The sequence below is a fragment of the Corynebacterium sp. genome (genome assembly GCF_043426755.1).
In the GTDB taxonomy this organism is placed as follows: domain Bacteria; phylum Actinomycetota; class Actinomycetes; order Mycobacteriales; family Mycobacteriaceae; genus Corynebacterium.
The window spans coordinates 13,774-29,363 of the sequence record NZ_JBHWRP010000088.1 but is presented as its reverse complement, the minus strand read 5'-3'; the positions used below and the strand labels follow the sequence as shown (position 1 = coordinate 29,363).

Genomic DNA, 15,590 nt, shown 5'->3' with positions numbered 1-15,590 from the left:
GTGTGGAAGAAGTTCGGCCCGGATGTGATGCCGATGGAGAAAGCGAAGAGCACCAAGCCCAAGGTGGAAATGTCGTGGGACAGTTGCAGCTCCACGCCCTGGGTGGAGGCATAGGCGGTAAGAATCAGAGAAACGAAGAGGACCGCGGCGGCACCCAGCGAGATCCCTTTGATGCGAAACCGTGCGACCAACATGCCCAACCCCACCAGGAGAGCTAGTAGAAGGATCTGGTTGTCGGCGAGGGCCTGCAGCACGGACTCTTGTCTTTCTCTTCAGTTGATACGCGCTATACGCGGTGTGTCATAGGATTTACTTAACTACGTATAACTGTAGTACCAGTTGCGCGATCGTGCATACCGCGCCCGTCGGTGTCCACCATGGCCGCTGGCAGCACGAATGCGGTCAACAGAGTGCGGACCGCCGCGCGCCACAGCCCCACTTGGGCCCCGGGAACGTCGATACGCGCAACGCCCATACCTAGGATCGCCATTCCGGGCGTGCGTGCGAAGAGCCAGCCGCAGAGGACCCCCATAATGAACCACACTAAAAGGGGGGTGCCAGCGCGCCCAATGTGCAACGAGGTGAAGGAGACCAAGAAGTTGGCGATGATGGACGCCACAACCCAGTCGATCATCACGGCGCCCGCGCGACGAGCCACGGAGGCTTGGGCGCCGGAACCAGTCTCAGGCAGCCCGATCCTTTCGCCGGGCCACTTACCAGGTGCGTGGGGGTCGTCGTGCTCGCCCGCGATCTGGGGGCCGTCGAGCCAGCTGCGCTTTTCTTGTGCCATGCGTGTAAGCCTAGTCGGGACGCTTAGTGTGTTGAAAACCATATCTAGCGGCCAAAATTTTTGTGACGTGGCGGCGGTTGGTTTGTAGAATCGGGAAACAGTATATCTGTACCCTTTCCGCAAGCCCCAGGAGAATGTAATGACGTTTCAGTCCGCGCGCGACGTGATCCAGTTTATGAAGGACGAAGACGTCGAATTTATCGACGTGCGCTTCACCGATGTCCCCGGCATCGAGCAGCACTTCTCCTTGCCCGCCAGCGAATTCGACGAGGAGGCAGCCGAAGAGGGCCTGGCGTTCGATGGTTCGTCGATACGCGGCTTTACGACGATCGACGAGTCCGACATGATCCTGCTGCCGGATCCAGCAACCGCCAAAATCGATCCGTTCCGCTCTACCAAGACGCTGAACATGAAGTTCTTCGTCAACGATCCTTTCACCCGCGAGCCGTTCTCCCGCGACCCGCGCAACGTGGCGCTGAAGGCTGAAGAGTACCTGCAGTCCACCGGCATCGCGGACAGCTGTTCCATGGGCGCGGAGGCAGAGTTCTTCATCTTCGACAAGGTGAAATACTTCACGGACACCAACAAATCCTTCTATGAGGTGGATTCCGACGAAGGCTGGTGGAACCGCGGCAACGACACCACCCTGGCCGGAACCCCGAACCTAGGAAACCAGACCCGCGTGAAGGGCGGCTACTTCCCGGTCCCGCCGTACGACCAGACGCTGGAACTGCGCGACGCCATGGCAAAGAATTTGCGCGACAATGGCTTCCACCTGGAACGTTTCCACCACGAGGTGGGTACCGCTGGGCAGAATGAGATCAACTACCGCTTCAACACCCTGCTGGCGGCGGCGGACGATCTGCAGTCCTTCAAGTACGTGATCAAGCAGACCGCAGCGCAGTACGGCAAGGTGGCTACCTTCATGCCGAAGCCGCTGGCCAACGATAATGGCTCTGGCATGCACGTCCACCAGTCACTGTGGAAGGACGGCGAGCCGCTGTTCTACGACGAGTCCGGTTACGCCGGTTTGAGCGATATCGCCCGCTGGTACATCGGCGGTATCCTAGCGCACGCAGGTGCTGTGCTGGCGTTCACCAACCCCACCCTGAACTCCTACCACCGCCTGGTCAAGGGCTACGAGGCCCCGATCAACCTGGTGTACTCCCAGCGCAACCGCTCCGCGGCCGTGCGTATCCCGATCACCGGCAACAACCCGAAGGCGAAGCGCATCGAATTCCGCGCGCCAGACCCATCGGGCAACCCCTACCTGGGCTTTGCTGCCATGCTGATGGCTGGCCTAGACGGCATCAAGAACCGCATCGAACCACACGAACCAGTGGACAAGGACCTCTACGAGCTGCCGCCCGAGGAAGCGAAGTCCATCCCGCAGGCGCCGACCTCCCTAGAGGCATCGCTGGCCGCACTGCAGGAAGACAACGAGTTCCTGACCGAAGGCGATGTGTTCACCCAGGATCTGATCGAAACGTACATCAACATGAAGTACGAAAACGAGATCCAGCCGGCACGCGTGCGGCCTACTCCGCTGGAGTTTGAGCTGTACTTCGACTGCTAGGTTTAAGGGGTGTCGGATAACCGCGCTCTCCTTTTCGGATAACCCCCGCGCCTGCGAAAACGCAATAAGATACCGGCATTTGAGAGAAAAATTCCCCTTGATTCTTAGCCTACTTGGCTAAGTCTCAAGGGGATCTTGCGCACTCAATAATATCTAGCTCCCATACACTGATAATGAGCCTTTTAATAGATTTCCAACTGCGCCTATTTGGTGAAGCATGTCAATAATAGGTGCAAGGCTGGCGCTGAAAGAAAAACGAAAACATACTTTACATGACTGAATCGTTCCGATCTTCATAATTTTCTTTGATTACTCGTGGGTATTGAAAACCACATTGATTGACGTAGTCGGTGGCAACATCATAGACATAAGCATCTAGATTCGCGGGCGGGGAAAGCACATTGAAAGAAGCCATTATCGGTTGAAATTCTTTTAGACCTATGGGGTCCGGTACAAAGAGATCTCTTGGAGAGCCATAGTAGGAGAGAAACTTCTGCTCTTCGTCGCTCCACACTAAACCAAACATGAAGTCGTAATCCCCTACGCCTGTATGAAACGCCTGTTGTTGAGCGGCCAAAACGGTATCGATAATGGACCACTCTGCCCAAACGGCAGGAACTTCATTAGGCTCAGCTCGCTCATGGCGTACATCCCCGAGAGTCTGCACCGCCCCATTGTCGGAAGGCCCAAATAATAACCCAGTTCTGAGGTATTCGGTCGATTACTTGAAAACTGCCATTTCCGTAATCCTCTCCTGGCCGCTTTTAGTGCTGCCGAAAGCGGTGAGGATGCGCCGTCATATCCATATTTTCGACGCCCCTCCCGAGCCTTGTATGCAATTGTTGAAACCTCGTTCTCAGTAGGGGCAGGCCGCAACGATTTATACCTTGGAATTCCGACTCCCACACACCACACGCCGTTGTCATCACCCTGATTGACCGTATCTGCAAAGAGCTCTTCTATATGACGCTGGGAATCACTCGCAGCTGAAAAACGATCACGATACATTCTGGCGATTTCGGGCTCTGTTTGAAAACGTGTAGATGCTCCAACCCGAACGGGGACCGCGAAATATCTTCGACCTTTTTCTTCAACTGACTCAACTAGATGCGGAATGTCTCTGCTTTCAGGTACCTCAACGACTAAAGCCCGTCCATCGTCATTACCCACAAAGTAAGGTTCAATTCCGAATACTGGCGGAAAGATCCGATCGGTGGTTGCTTGGAGATAAGATCGCGCGTAAGTGTCCTCATTCCCTACGACATCAGTTACTGAAATTCGCTTCGTGGGATAGCCTTCCCCGTTCTCTGCTACTCCGTAAATGATAACCCCTCCGCCGGTGTTAGCCATAGCAGCTACATCCTTTGCCACATCTCCCTTCTTGATGTTTTTAGGATCATCCGGTTTCGCCTTATAATCGAGTCCTCGTGCCTCTCCTACCCCGTGATCAATAGCCTTGTCGATCAAGTCGCTTGTAATACGCCCCGGACTCGCGCCAAGAGAGCGATGTAATACGGTATACATAGCTTCAGATCTTACGAGAATTTCTGTAGTTGAGACGAACTCGAGCGCAGTTGAATCTAGCTGCGTGGCTACCACGTAATAGTGAAGAAAACTGTGGTGGTTAAACCGGCTGCACTGCAGCAGTATTTCTATCTGAAACCGTGTCTTCACTTTCTATATGACGGCTTCTCGGAGAGAAATGTAAGTATCAACTAGCAGTCCCCCGCCCCCAATGCCCCGCCCCCTCCAGGACGCGGGGCATCGTCGATAAGTAGCGTTTTAGTAGCGCTCTGGTTCCTCGCCAAGCTGGAACTCACGGCCAGAGATGGTGCGCGGGGTGATCTCCACGAAGTTGTACTTCTGGGTGGGGATCCATGGCTTCACGCCGTACTCCTCGGCCTCGAGGATCTCGTCGGCCTTGGTCAGAATGCGCGAAGGACCGCGGACGATGACGGACCACGCCTCCCCTGCCTCATGGTCAACATTGTCTGCCTCTAGGATGAGATCAGCGTCGCGGGCGGCACCGAACAGCTTCGTGCCTTCGGCAGTGCGAAAATAGAACTTGCCTTCGTGGATTGCGAAGTTTACTGGGAAGATCTCCACGTCATCCTTGAGCTGCACAACTAGGCGACCAAAGGTCTGGCTAGCCATGCGTTCAAGGGACTCGTCGTCGGACAGGACTGTGATTGGTTCTTCATTAGTAGCCATAGGTCTATTGTGTCACTTGCGGGGCACCATTGGGGACAATCGCCAATTTCTACCCCTATATTTGTTAAGCGCTGAGTTCGACAGATCGCCGGCAGGATCTCACCTATACTCCCCTGAAAGCACGTAACGACGAAAGGTGTCCCCGTGAACCCGGCCAGATTGAGAAACACGGCAGTAGCACTCACTCTTGCTTCCCAGGTTGTCGTCGCTCCAGCTCAGGCAGTCGAAATTCAGGCTTCACCGGGTATTCCCAAGGTGCCGCGGTAGTGGGCGATGTCGCCGCAATGATTGCCGACGGTGAGGTCCGTGGCACGTCAGCAGAGGATGTCGCCGCCGTCGTACTGTTTGCGGATCCCGGGCGGGCGCGTGTCGACGAGCACTCCACCGAACCTGCAGTCTCACACCTCTATGGCCCCGTCCCGCCTGGCGTGGTGGGACGGAACGGAGAGATCATTAACGGCGGCGGAACCGGCGTGCTCAATGAGCGGGAAGGAATGGCGGGTCCGCGCGAACGTGATTTCGCCGGCCTTGAGGGCAAAGTGTTCTCCCTGTGCAACTCGGGCGACCTGTCATGCTCCTCGCCACACGACTCTCTAATCCAGGCGGTGGCGGGCTACGCTTCGCGCATTGAGGTGGAAGGCCCTGGCGATATGCAGTCGGGCCCCATTCTGAAGGATTTTCTGGACCAAGTCCTCAGCGGCGTGGAGGTAGAAGAGGCCATCGACGCTTCCGGAATGGGCCCGGCTCAGATCCCGGCGATCGCCGCGATCATCGTGGAGGTCGCCAATTACGGCGACATCGCCTACACGCATTCCGGCAACGGGCTCACCCCTGCCGAATTTTTCGGCCTGATCACCATCTCCACGCTGCCCAACCTCATACACGAGGCTGTGACTGCCGAATATTTAGGCGAAATCCTTGACGCAGTCGCAGGAATATTTGAGGATACCGCCCCCGATGCAGCCGCATGGATCCGAGTGATCGTCGATACGCTCTATGCCCTCGACGCCGCCGAAACCCTCTACAAAGACGTCGCCTACGCAGGCCACCTCCCACGGATGACCACGCCTACCGAAGCCCGCCAGTACGCCGCGCGTGAGGCAACGTCCGCCCTGATGGAGGCGGTGGCCACGACCACGGGATTGGACGCTGCGCTTGCGGACCCCGCGCACGCCAACACGGTGGTCACCGCGCAGCTCGCGGGCGATTTCGGCCCGAAACACATGAGTTATTACAAGGGCGGCTACCTCATCGAGGACCTCCGCGGGCAGCACTACGTGCAACGCTGGCTGGAGGACGTCACCCACGGGGTGCTTCACGACGAGTAACCGCGCCTTTTACATGTCTGCGACCTTGAAGCAAACTGCACACTCAGAATCCCCGGCCGGACGCGTGACGGACTCCAGCACTTCCTGAGGGCTCGGATGGTCAGGCAGGTCCGCGAGGTATTCCTTGTGGGCCGCCAGGGAGGCAACACCTTTGTCGAAGGACTCGCCTTCAACATCGACATAGTGGGTGGGATCTGCGCCCCCGCCGATCAAAAACTTCTTGGCCGCGTGTGGGGCACCGAGGTCGTCGAAAAGCCACTTGTTGCCGGCGTCGCGAATGGCGTCTGCGGTGGCTTCGCCGGTCACGCGGTGGTCGGCGTGGTTGATGCCCCACGGTACCTCGAGGTCGAAATTAGAGGTGACTACCCAATCGGGCTTAAGCTCGCGGATCACTTCGGCGATCGCGCGGCGCACGGGGATACCGTATTCCATCAGCCCGTCGGGGAAATCGAGGATGCGCAGCTCATTGGCACCCACGATGTCGCAGGCCTCACGCTGCTCCTGGGCGCGCAGCGGGCCAACGACCTCTGGCGGGCGCTGCATTCCGGCCTCGCCGGCGGTGAGCAGCAGGTAGTCCACTGTAATGCCGGCATTGGTCCACGCAGCGACGGCCGCGGAGATGCCGTATTCCAAGTCATCCGGGTGGGCGACCACGCACAGGATGCGGTCCACGCCGGTGGTGTCTAATGGGGTGAGAGTTTCTGGTGAATTTGTTGTCATAAACCCATTGTAGCGGCGCTAATTGCGCTTAGTGAAGCCCATCCGCGGACGAAACGCCTGCGGATGCTTCCGCTGCGCCGCCGCATCAGCAATGATCAAACGGAACTGCGGATCTTTCACCGGCATATGCGCGATGGAAAACCAGCCCACCTCGACAGATTCATCATCGCCCACCGCCGGCTCCGCTGCCGGATCCTCCGGCTCCAAACGGATAGCAATCGACTGGTAACTGGCCTGATCACCATTTTCATGCACCACAGGCCCAATCGCGCCCACCCCCAACAGGGCGGCTGGGGTCGCCTCGATGCGGGTTTCCTCCTCTACTTCGCGGGCGGCTGTCACGTGGGCCTCTTCCCCCGGGTCGCAGATTCCGGTCACGGGCGTCCACGCATCGTTGTCCGCGCGCCGCACCAGCAGCACCTCCGGGGTGGCCCACGGCGAATCGTCGGTGGAATCGCGCAGCACGACAGCAGTCACGGCGGGGATCCACATCGGATCGTGCCCAATTTTCTTTCGCGTTTCGACGATGAACTCTGGAATCGGCATAGACCTACACGGAAACCTTTCTGCGGTTCTTGGCGGGGTGGGTGTTTCAGACGCACACCAGTCTAGTTGAGGCCCGGCATTGCCAGGGCAGCGCAGTTCTTGCGCTAAACTTCCACCTAATATGAGCACCGCACCGCAGCCCCCGCAACGTCGCCGAATTCCCACGGCGGCGTTCGTGCTGGGCTACGGCGTCCTGGTAATCCTCGCGATCATCCTGATCATCGCACTTGTCAACCACGAGGCCTCCAGCAGAACCACACCCACCCCCAAAGAAGAGGAAGCGGCCCCCGCCCCAGAATTCCCCACGGACGCGCAGGCCACACTGGGAATAGTGAACACGGTGCTTATCGACGATGCCGCCGCAGCGTCAACCGACCAGGGACTCCTCGTCGAAGGTGTCCTCACGGAGACCGCTGCTGCTAATCCGCAAGCACTTGCGTTCCACATTGACCAGTTGCTCACCAGCACCTGCTTAACCAACCTCGCCTTAGAGACCCCGGACAATATGCAGTTGGACTTCTGGGGGTTCTGTTTCAGTTCTTTGCCACCGGAACAAATCGCCGAAATGATCACCGACGCCATCGAAACCGATGCGGACTCCTTGAGGATCCTCGACTACCCCGGCAGCAACCACGACAAGCACGTGTTTTACTCCTGGTTCGCCGACACCCCAGCCGAAGAGGCCTCCATCGAAAACAAGTGGACCGCCATCACGGGCCACAAGGACATCGAACTAGTCTCTTTGAACCTCTACGGCCCCGAGTCCGTCCAGGTCATCACCTTTGAAAACGGTGGCAAGCCACAGCGCGAGGAATCACCCGCCAACGAGGCCTTCGATCGCCGCTGGGACAAGTAACCCCGCCCCACCTCGCAAACCGATATAGTCCTCGCCACATAGTGCGGGCCACTTATTGAAAACTTACTGGCATCACGCAGTATGGGCCGAGTACTATATCGGTTTACAAATGTGGGAGCTCTGCGCGGTGAGAAGGTGCGCGGCAGAGGAACTAAACAGGTGGAAATCTAGAGGAGAGGGTCTACCAGGGCTGTTCCACCCAGGCGGCGTCGGGGACTACGCGGTTGATCACGTCGAAGGTGGCATCCATATTGGTATACGCCATGATCATGGACTGGCCTTCTTCACTAGCGCAATCATCCACGTTGAGGCCCGCCTCGGTCCCAGAAACGACCCCAATGATCGCGGCGCGCCCGTTGACCTCGGTAAACACGGGACCACCAGAGTCCCCCTTGGCGGCGCAGACGGTCGCCAAATCTCCGGTGGTTTCAGTGGTGGATCCATCGTCGTTAGTAACGATCTGGACCCCGTCGGGATGGTCGAACCGTCCACACGTGTACCCAGTAGTTCCGCCGGTTTTGCAGACATCGACTAGTTCGGTGTGGAGTTCGTGGACGAGGCCGGTGGGGATCGGGTCGCCGACAACATCCATGAAGCGTTCCGTGTCGGTGATCTCAATGATTCCGATGTCTACCTTGTACCCATTGTGCAAGTCATCGGAGTACATGCCTGAGTAAATATAGGTGCCCACTTCCACCCGGTAGTCCCTGGCAGTAGACGCGTTCGTCGGCCAGACCAAGTCACCCACGTTGCCGCAGTGTCCCGCCGTCACGGCATAGGCACGGCCATCTTCGCCGGTGAAGCTGAAAGCCGTGGTGCAGGACTGGGCTGTGAAAGGTTCGCCCGGTTCTGGATAGAAACTGGTGGATTGAATCAGGGTGCCGGGTGCCCACGGGGCCACTACTGGGCTCAGCACGGTGGACTGGGGAATGACGTCCGGGTCCACCGGCGGCGGAGTCTGCGCCGACTGCAATGCAGCGGCTTCCTCGGCTGAAGGGGTGGTCATATCGTGGGTGTTTATCCCCCACCACACGACGATGGCCACGACAAATGCGACCACCACGGCCAAGGCTGTCCATAATGTCAGCCTTCCGCCGGACTGGTCACCCGCTGCTCGATGTCCTGCGGCAGACACTATTTCCCTTGCTCTTCAGCCTTCTGCTCTCTATCCTTCTGCTCTTCTTCGGCCTGGATCTTCAGGTCGCGCACGAACTTCTCCGGGTCAAACTCGGTGAAGTATTCGGGTCCAGCAAACTGTTCTTGTGCCATGGGACTGCTTCCTTTCTATAACAGGACTGTTTATTCTACGTCCGAGTTCGCGATGGAATCCGCGATGAATTCCTTTACCGTCTCGGCATCGTTGGGCAGATCGGTGACGAAGCGGTCCGCATCCATGACGTCGGCAAAGCGTTCCGGGGTCTCGGGCTCCTGGCCGGTGGCCTCCACGATGGTCTCAGAGAACTTCACGGGAAGTGCGGTCTCTAAGGCGACGATCGGGGTATCCGTGTCATCCTGCCAATCGCGAGCAACCTTTACAGCGTCAGCGGTGTGGGGGTCGATCATGATGTCGAAACGCTCGAAGGTGTCCTTGATGGTGGCCACGCGGTCAGAGTGGGTGGACTTCCCGGAGTAGAACCCGAATTCCTCACGCACCTTGGTCCTGGTTGCATCATCTTCCAGGGAGAACCCTCCCGTATTCACGGCTGTGCCAAAGAGTTCGTCGATACGCGCCGCGTCCCGATCCAGCAGGTCATACACGAAGCGCTCGAAGTTGGACGCCTTGGAAATGTCCATCGACGGCGAAGACGTCGCCAGCGTCTCCGCGGCGGAACGCGGAATGTACTTGCCGGTGGTGAAAAAGTCATTCAGCACGTCATTTTCGTTGGTGGCCACGATCAGGCGGTCGATCGGCAGGTCCATTTGGCGTGCGATATGGCCGGCGCACACGTCGCCGAAGTTACCGGTGGGCACGCTGAAGGAGACCTTCTGATCATTCGACTCGGTCACGCGCAGCCACGTGGAAATGTAGTACACGGTCTGCGCCAGAAGACGCGCCCAGTTAATCGAGTTCACAGCACCAATGCGGTACTTCTTCTTAAACTCTGCGTCAGCGTTAACAGCCTTGACCACATCCTGACAGTCATCAAATACGCCATCCAGGGCGATGTTGAAGATATTCGGATCATCCAGGCCGAACATCTGCGCCTGCTGGAACGGCGTCATCCGCCCGGCCGGGGTCAGCATGAACACGCGGATGCCGGTGCGCCCGCGCATCGCGTACTCTGCGGAGGAACCAGTATCACCGGAGGTCGCGCCCAAAATATTGATGGTCTCGCCGCGGCGCCCCAGCTCATATTCAAACAGTTCGCCCAGCAGCTGCATCGCCATGTCCTTGAAAGCGGCCGTCGGCCCATCAGACAGGTGCGCGATGAACAGGTGCTCGTCGACACGCGTAACCGGCACGATCTCCTCGGTAGCGAAATTCGGGGTGCGATAAGCGCGCGCGGTGATCGCCTCGATGTCCTCGTGCGGGATGTCGTCGATAAATAGTTTCAGCACCTCAGCAGCCAACGCCGCGTAGCCCTTCTCCTCCAGCAGCGCGCGCCACTGGGTCAGGGTGTCGTCGTTAAGCTTCGGGTAACTCACCGGCATGTACAGGCCACCATCAGGGGCGAGGCCGCCGAGGAGGATGTCGGTGAACTTGAATGGGGTGCGGGAAGAATCGCGAGTTGAAATATAATCCACGGTGACTAGCTTACGTGGCCTCCCGCCCGCGCGGGGCACCTGGCTGGCGTAATTGCGGGACGGGACTAGGGTTGCACGATATGTCATCTTCCTCGTCAGCATCTGGTTCGCGCCCGGACCCGCGCGAAGTCGTCACCACGAAAGCCCTTACGGTGTGGTTGGCGGCGCTGGCCGTGTACATCGTGGCGATTTTGGGCCGCACGTCCTTCGGCGTGGCGGGCGTGGACGCCATCGAAAGATTCGACGTGGACGCGTCCCGCATCGCCGTGTTTACCGCTGTGCAGATCGGCGTGTACGCGTTGGCACAGATCCCGATGGGCCTGCTCATCGACCGTTTCGGGCCCCGGAAGATGCTGGTCGTCGGCGCGCTGATCATGGCTGCCGGACAGACGATCTTGGGCTTAACGACGAGCTACTGGGTCGCTATCGGTGCCCGCGTCCTGATCGGGCTTGGCGACGCCACCGGTTTTCTCTCCGTCATGCGGATCCTGCCCTACTGGTTCCCCATGAAGAAAACGCCACTGTTTACCCAGCTCACCTCTGCTGCTGGTCAGATCGGCCAGTTCCTATCCGCGGTCCCCTTCCTGTGGCTGCTGAACACCTCCGGTTGGACCGTGGCGTTTTTGAGCCTGGGCGGGGTGGGCGTGCTGGTCTGCTTGGCTGCCATCGTTGCCGTGTCGGATGCGCCTGAGGGCTCGCCTGGCGAGACCATGGAGAACTCCGCTCGCCAACGCGCAGAACGCATGAGCCTGTCCAGCTCCTTGAAGACGGTGTTCAGCTCCGCGGTGTGCTGGCAGGCCTTCTTCCTGCACTGGGTGTCCATGGTCTACATGCTGGTCTTTTCCCTGCTGTGGGGCGTACCTTTGATGACGCTGGGCATGGGCCTTTCTGAGGCCGTCGCCGGCATAGTCCTTGTGGTCAACACCGCCGTGACTATTCTGGCCGGCCCGCTGATGGGCATGGTGTCTTCGCGCGCGGGGCAACGCCGCGAGCTTGCCGGCATCTTCTTTTCGCTGGTGCACACCGTCGGATGGGTTGCGTTCTTCTGGTCGCCGACCCCGCGCACCCTGGCGGCTGTGATCGTGATGCAGCTATTCATCGGCATTCTCACCCCCGCCGCGAACTATGGTTTCGATTCCGTGCGTGAGAAACTGCCCCGCTCCGTGGTCGCCACCGGCACCGGAATGGCCAACATGGGTGGCTTCATCGCAGGGATGCTCGCCGCCCAGCTGATGGGCCTGCTGCTGGACCACTCCTCCCACGGGCTGGAGTACCAGTGGGCCGATTTCCGTTTCGCCTGGCTTGCCGTGTTCGTCGTGTGGGGTATCGGCATGATCGGCCTGATCACATCACGGGTGATTCTCAAGCGCGGCGAGGCGGCCCGCGCGTCGTCTGGCCCCGTGGTCATCGTCGATGAGCAGGAACCGCGTCACGACGATTAACCCACCCACCGGAAGTTAGTTGTGGCGCGGTGGTTCCTGCTTGCCCGTCAAAATATCGATCACGCTGCGGATCGCCGCATCCCCCAACTGCCCCACCGAATCCGGTTGCGTGTTAGCGCCCTGGCTTGGGGGCTGGTCCGCGCCCAAGCGCGTGACACCGGGCGTGGTCACGGTGATCGATAGCGTGGAGTCCTCCAGCTTCAGCGGTGCCAGCTTGTCCACGCCTGCCACCTCCGCAGCCTGCACGAGGGCCACCAGGTCAGAAAAAGTTGCGTCTTCGAGGTTGATTGTCATATTTACAGCCATGCCCCCATGCTAGGCACGCTTTGAGCTCCGCGCACTCCCCTACTCCTCGAATTCGAACGTCGGTTCCTCACCCCAGAAGACTTCCTCCACCACGCGGTGGGCACGCCGCGTGGTTCGCAGGTAATCCTCTAGAAACTCCTGGTTATTGTGCGGATCATAACCCACCGCACCAGCGACTTGGGCCAACTGCGGCCCGGGGCTAGGCAACTGATCAGTACGCTTACCGCGCACCAGCACCAGGGCGTTGCGGGCATCCGTGGCCAGCAGCCAAGCAGCTTTCAAGGATTCCACCTGCTCCGCGTCGATGATCTCCGCCGCCTCCTCAGAGGCCAAGAAATCGAGCACTTCCAAGGTGGAGGTGTTGTGGAGCTGGGGGTACTCGTCGGCATGCATCATGGTGAGCAGCTGGACGGTCCACTCCACGTCGGTCAGCCCACCGCGGCCCAGCTTGGTGTGGGTGTTGCGGTCAGCGCCACGCGGGAGGCGTTCATTGTCCACCCGGGCTTTGATGCGGCGCACCTCGCGGATATCGGCCTCGCTGGCCCCGCCTGAGGGGTAACGAAACTTATCGATGGTCTGCAGGAACCGCGTCGACAATTCTTCATCACCGGCCACGTGGGTGGCGCGTTGCAGCGCCTGCTTCTCCCACACGCCACCCCACTCCTTGTAGTAGCGCTCATAGGACGCGACGGTGCGCGCCACTGGCCCCGACCTTCCCTCCGGCCGCAGCCCCAGGTCCACCTCCAAGGCGGGATCCCCAGAGGGCTTCGCCAGGCGCCGGCGCAGCTGGTCGACGATCTTCGTGGTCCAGTTCAGCGCCTCCGGCTCGTCGACCCCCTCGGCAGGTTCGGCCACGATCATCACGTCCGCGTCAGAACCGTAGCCCAGCTCGTTGCCGCCCAGGCGCCCCATCCCGATCACCGCGATCCGCGCCAGCGGCTCCTCCGCCCCACGTTCAACCAGGTCAGCGCGGACCTCCGCAAGAAGTGCGGCCTGCAGCACGGCACGCCACACCCAGGTCAGTTCGTCGCATACCTCGCGCACATCGATCAGCCCCAGCAGATCAGCAGACGCAATGCGCGCCAGCTCTGATCGTCGTAAAGCACGCGCCACATCGACCGCCTTATCCGGGTCTTGGTGGCGTTTCGACGAAGAAATGATCGCCTTGTACACCTGATCCGGGGCGGCGTCCAGAAGCTTGGGCTGCTTCGCACCGTCGCCAAGCAGCTTTACGACGTCCGGCGCGCGAATGATCAGGTCCGCAGTAAAGGGCGAGGTACCCAGAATAGTCATAAGGCGCTTGCCGACGATCGTCTCATCACGAAGCATGCGCAAAAACCAAGTGCGATCGAAAGCGGCATCGGACAACTTGCGGTAATTGAGCAGGCCGGCGTCCGGGTCCGCAGTCTCGGCGAGCCACTCCATGAGCGTGGGCAACAAAATGGCCTGCAGTTTTGCCTTGCGGCTGGCACCTTTGGCCAGGGCGTTGAGGTGCTCCAGCGCACGGTCCGGGTGCTTGTAGCCCAGTGCACCGAGCTGCAGCTTCGCGGAATCGGGGCTCAAGGAGGCCTCGCCGGCGCTGAGCTGCGCCACAGAGTTCAGCAGTGGGCGGTAGAAGAGCTTCGCGTGCAGGTTGGACACCCTGCGGCGGACCTCCCGCAGGTGCTTCTCCATCTCCTCCACGGCACTTCTGGTCACCGTGGCCGTGAACCCGGCGGTGGTGGCCAACCATTTGCGGGCGGCGACGTCATCTTCTGCGGGCAGCGCGTGGGTGCGGCGGAAACGGTGCAGCTGCAGGCGGTGTTCGAGAAGGCGCAAGAACTCGTAGGCCTCGATCAAACTGGCGGCGTCGTCACGCCCGATATAGCCACCACCCGACAGCGCCTGCAGCGCCTTCACCGTATTGAGCACGCGCAGGGACTCGTCGAAACGCCCATGCACAAGCTGGAGCAATTGGACGGCGAACTCTACGTCACGCAGGCCACCGTTGCCCAGTTTGAGCTCGCGGTCGCGCATGTCCGGCGGCACGTTGTCCAACACGCGGCGGCGCATGGCTTGCACGTCGTCGACGAAACTGTCGCGGGTGGAGGCCTCCCACACCATCGGGTCGATGGCCTGCTTGTATTCGTGGGCAAGTTCCATGTCACCCGTCATGGGGCGTGCCTTGAGCAACGCCTGGAACTCCCAGGTTTCGGCCCAGCGCTTGTAGTAGGCCACGTGCGATTCAATCGTGCGAACCAAAGCGCCGGACTTGCCCTCGGGGCGAAGGTTGGCGTCCACCTCGAAGAAACAGGTGGAGCCAATGCGGTTGAACTCGCTGGCCAAGCGGATGGCCTTGGTAGTGGCGGGTTCGGCAACGAAGATGACATCCACGTCAGAGATATAGTTCAGCTCCTGCGCACCACACTTTCCCATGGCGATCACGCCCAGGCGGGTATCTGGTTCCTCATCGCCGTAGACGGTGCGCACCGCCACAGCCAGGGCGGCGGTCAGTGCTGCGTCGGCGATATCGGTGAGCAGCTGGGTCAGCTCGGTGAACTCGATGCGCGGCGCATCGGCCCCATAACCTTTGCGAGCGGCAAAGGTGCCGGCCAAGTCAGCGGCGGCCACGCGCATCATCAGCGTGCGATAGGCCATCCGCAGCGCGTTCTTGGCGTCCTTGCCCTCACACCCGGCGCGGTAGGTGCCCGGCCCGGTTCCTTCCACGCCGACAGAACCGAGCATGGCCTGGAAGATTTCTTCACGGGTGGGACGAGGGCGTTGCAGCTCCCGCCACAGTTCGGGGTGCGCCGCCAGGTGATCGCCCAGTGCGGTGGATCCGCCGAGCAGTGCCATGAAACGGGTGCGTAAGGTGTCGTCGTCGTGAAGCGCCTGCAAGAGCTCCCCGTAGCCTTCGCCGAGGTTTTCGTGCAGGCGGCGAGCATTGTTTAAGGCGAGATCAGGGTCGCCGCTGCCGGCGAGTGTCCATAAGATGGCGGCGCTGTCCCAGTCCAATGCCTCAAGGTCGGCGGTGGCGTGCTCGCTGGACAGGCCCAGCACGGCCGGGGATGGTTGGTTGCTGCGTGCCACA

General features: G+C 59.9%; 15 protein-coding genes and 1 pseudogene. 4 read left to right on the top strand and 12 right to left on the bottom strand.

All coding sequences use genetic code 11. The features are described from left to right. Together ACHFGA_RS09070 and ACHFGA_RS09065 are read right to left on the bottom strand one after the other, a co-directional pair. Positions 1-254: pseudogene (locus tag ACHFGA_RS09070) on the bottom strand (transporter); the annotation flags it as partial. Between the two features lie 59 nt (positions 255-313). After that, the gene (locus tag ACHFGA_RS09065) at positions 314-790 is read right to left on the bottom strand and encodes an RDD family protein (protein WP_394282064.1); all 477 of its coding nucleotides are present in this window, start codon (positions 788-790) and stop codon (positions 314-316) included. Positions 791-929: 139 nt separating this feature from the next. On the opposite strand from ACHFGA_RS09065, the gene glnA reads away from it, so the two are divergent. After that, a complete protein-coding gene (gene glnA, locus ACHFGA_RS09060) occupies positions 930-2,366 on the top strand; it encodes a type I glutamate--ammonia ligase (RefSeq protein WP_018580659.1) in 1,437 nt (478 codons plus the stop codon). Between the two features lie 268 nt (positions 2,367-2,634). Here glnA and ACHFGA_RS09055 read toward each other — a convergent pair whose 3' ends face one another. The 3 genes from ACHFGA_RS09055 to ACHFGA_RS09045 all read right to left on the bottom strand — a co-directional run bounded on the left by ACHFGA_RS09055 (position 2,635) and on the right by ACHFGA_RS09045 (position 4,577). Continuing rightward, positions 2,635-2,943, bottom strand: a complete 309-nt coding sequence (locus ACHFGA_RS09055) for a hypothetical protein (RefSeq protein ID WP_394282063.1) — start codon at positions 2,941-2,943, stop codon at positions 2,635-2,637. After that, complete coding sequence (locus ACHFGA_RS09050) at positions 2,907-3,890, bottom strand: helix-turn-helix domain-containing protein (RefSeq protein WP_394282062.1); 984 nt, start codon at positions 3,888-3,890, stop codon at positions 2,907-2,909. The genes ACHFGA_RS09055 and ACHFGA_RS09050 overlap by 37 nt, the downstream gene beginning before the upstream one ends. 258 nt (positions 3,891-4,148) lie before the next feature. Then, positions 4,149-4,577 (bottom strand): pyridoxamine 5'-phosphate oxidase family protein, encoded by a 429-nt coding sequence (locus tag ACHFGA_RS09045; protein WP_394282061.1) that lies wholly within the window; start codon positions 4,575-4,577, stop codon positions 4,149-4,151. 71 nt (positions 4,578-4,648) lie between these two features. Here ACHFGA_RS09045 and ACHFGA_RS09040 point away from each other — a divergent pair, with 71 nt between their 5' ends. After that, complete coding sequence (locus ACHFGA_RS09040) at positions 4,649-5,905, top strand: cutinase family protein (protein ID WP_394282066.1); 1,257 nt, start codon at positions 4,649-4,651, stop codon at positions 5,903-5,905. 9 nt (positions 5,906-5,914) lie between these two features. On the opposite strand, the gene ACHFGA_RS09035 is transcribed toward ACHFGA_RS09040, so the two are convergent. Together ACHFGA_RS09035 and ACHFGA_RS09030 are read right to left on the bottom strand one after the other, a co-directional pair. After that, the gene (locus ACHFGA_RS09035) at positions 5,915-6,625 is read right to left on the bottom strand and encodes a PIG-L deacetylase family protein (RefSeq protein ID WP_394282060.1); all 711 of its coding nucleotides are present in this window, start codon (positions 6,623-6,625) and stop codon (positions 5,915-5,917) included. 18 nt (positions 6,626-6,643) lie between these two features. Continuing rightward, the gene (locus ACHFGA_RS09030; RefSeq protein WP_394282059.1) at positions 6,644-7,171 is read right to left on the bottom strand and encodes an NUDIX domain-containing protein; all 528 of its coding nucleotides are present in this window, start codon (positions 7,169-7,171) and stop codon (positions 6,644-6,646) included. A 121-nt stretch (positions 7,172-7,292) separates the two neighbouring features. On the opposite strand from ACHFGA_RS09030, the gene ACHFGA_RS09025 reads away from it, so the two are divergent. Further along, a complete protein-coding gene (locus tag ACHFGA_RS09025) occupies positions 7,293-8,027 on the top strand; it encodes a hypothetical protein (RefSeq protein WP_394282058.1) in 735 nt (244 codons plus the stop codon). A gap of 181 nt (positions 8,028-8,208) precedes the next feature. Here ACHFGA_RS09025 and ACHFGA_RS09020 read toward each other — a convergent pair whose 3' ends face one another. The 3 genes from ACHFGA_RS09020 to thrC form a co-directional block, all read right to left on the bottom strand. Further along, on the bottom strand, positions 8,209-9,033 hold the full coding sequence (locus ACHFGA_RS09020; RefSeq protein WP_394282057.1) for a trypsin-like serine protease: 825 nt from the start codon (positions 9,031-9,033) through the stop codon (positions 8,209-8,211). A 128-nt stretch (positions 9,034-9,161) separates the two neighbouring features. After that, positions 9,162-9,296, bottom strand: coding sequence for a hypothetical protein (locus ACHFGA_RS09015; protein WP_394282056.1), 135 nt, complete (start codon positions 9,294-9,296; stop codon positions 9,162-9,164). Positions 9,297-9,326: 30 nt separating this feature from the next. Then, a complete protein-coding gene (thrC, locus tag ACHFGA_RS09010) occupies positions 9,327-10,772 on the bottom strand; it encodes a threonine synthase (protein WP_394282065.1) in 1,446 nt (481 codons plus the stop codon). A gap of 80 nt (positions 10,773-10,852) precedes the next feature. Here thrC and ACHFGA_RS09005 point away from each other — a divergent pair, with 80 nt between their 5' ends. Continuing rightward, positions 10,853-12,214, top strand: coding sequence for a nitrate/nitrite transporter (locus ACHFGA_RS09005; protein ID WP_394282055.1), 1,362 nt, complete (start codon positions 10,853-10,855; stop codon positions 12,212-12,214). 15 nt (positions 12,215-12,229) lie between these two features. On the opposite strand, the gene ACHFGA_RS09000 is transcribed toward ACHFGA_RS09005, so the two are convergent. Both ACHFGA_RS09000 and ACHFGA_RS08995 read right to left on the bottom strand, forming a co-directional pair. Continuing rightward, positions 12,230-12,520, bottom strand: coding sequence for a hypothetical protein (locus ACHFGA_RS09000; protein ID WP_394282054.1), 291 nt, complete (start codon positions 12,518-12,520; stop codon positions 12,230-12,232). A 39-nt stretch (positions 12,521-12,559) separates the two neighbouring features. Next, the gene (locus ACHFGA_RS08995) at positions 12,560-15,589 is read right to left on the bottom strand and encodes a bifunctional [glutamine synthetase] adenylyltransferase/[glutamine synthetase]-adenylyl-L-tyrosine phosphorylase (protein WP_394282053.1); all 3,030 of its coding nucleotides are present in this window, start codon (positions 15,587-15,589) and stop codon (positions 12,560-12,562) included. Position 15,590: the final 1 nt, after the last annotated feature.

Coding starts and splice junctions, on each gene's coding strand:
- glnA (WP_018580659.1), top strand. CDS start 930: ATGACGTTTCAGTCCGCGCGCGACGTGATCCAGTTTATGAAGGACGAA.
- ACHFGA_RS09005 (WP_394282055.1), top strand. CDS start 10,853: ATGTCATCTTCCTCGTCAGCATCTGGTTCGCGCCCGGACCCGCGCGAA.
- ACHFGA_RS09025 (WP_394282058.1), top strand. CDS start 7,293: ATGAGCACCGCACCGCAGCCCCCGCAACGTCGCCGAATTCCCACGGCG.
- ACHFGA_RS09045 (WP_394282061.1), bottom strand. CDS start 4,577: ATGGCTACTAATGAAGAACCAATCACAGTCCTGTCCGACGACGAGTCC.
- ACHFGA_RS09035 (WP_394282060.1), bottom strand. CDS start 6,625: ATGACAACAAATTCACCAGAAACTCTCACCCCATTAGACACCACCGGC.
- ACHFGA_RS09000 (WP_394282054.1), bottom strand. CDS start 12,520: ATGGCTGTAAATATGACAATCAACCTCGAAGACGCAACTTTTTCTGAC.
- ACHFGA_RS09020 (WP_394282057.1), bottom strand. CDS start 9,033: ATGACCACCCCTTCAGCCGAGGAAGCCGCTGCATTGCAGTCGGCGCAG.
- ACHFGA_RS09030 (WP_394282059.1), bottom strand. CDS start 7,171: ATGCCGATTCCAGAGTTCATCGTCGAAACGCGAAAGAAAATTGGGCAC.
- ACHFGA_RS09050 (WP_394282062.1), bottom strand. CDS start 3,890: ATGTATACCGTATTACATCGCTCTCTTGGCGCGAGTCCGGGGCGTATT.
- ACHFGA_RS09065 (WP_394282064.1), bottom strand. CDS start 790: ATGGCACAAGAAAAGCGCAGCTGGCTCGACGGCCCCCAGATCGCGGGC.
- ACHFGA_RS09015 (WP_394282056.1), bottom strand. CDS start 9,296: ATGGCACAAGAACAGTTTGCTGGACCCGAATACTTCACCGAGTTTGAC.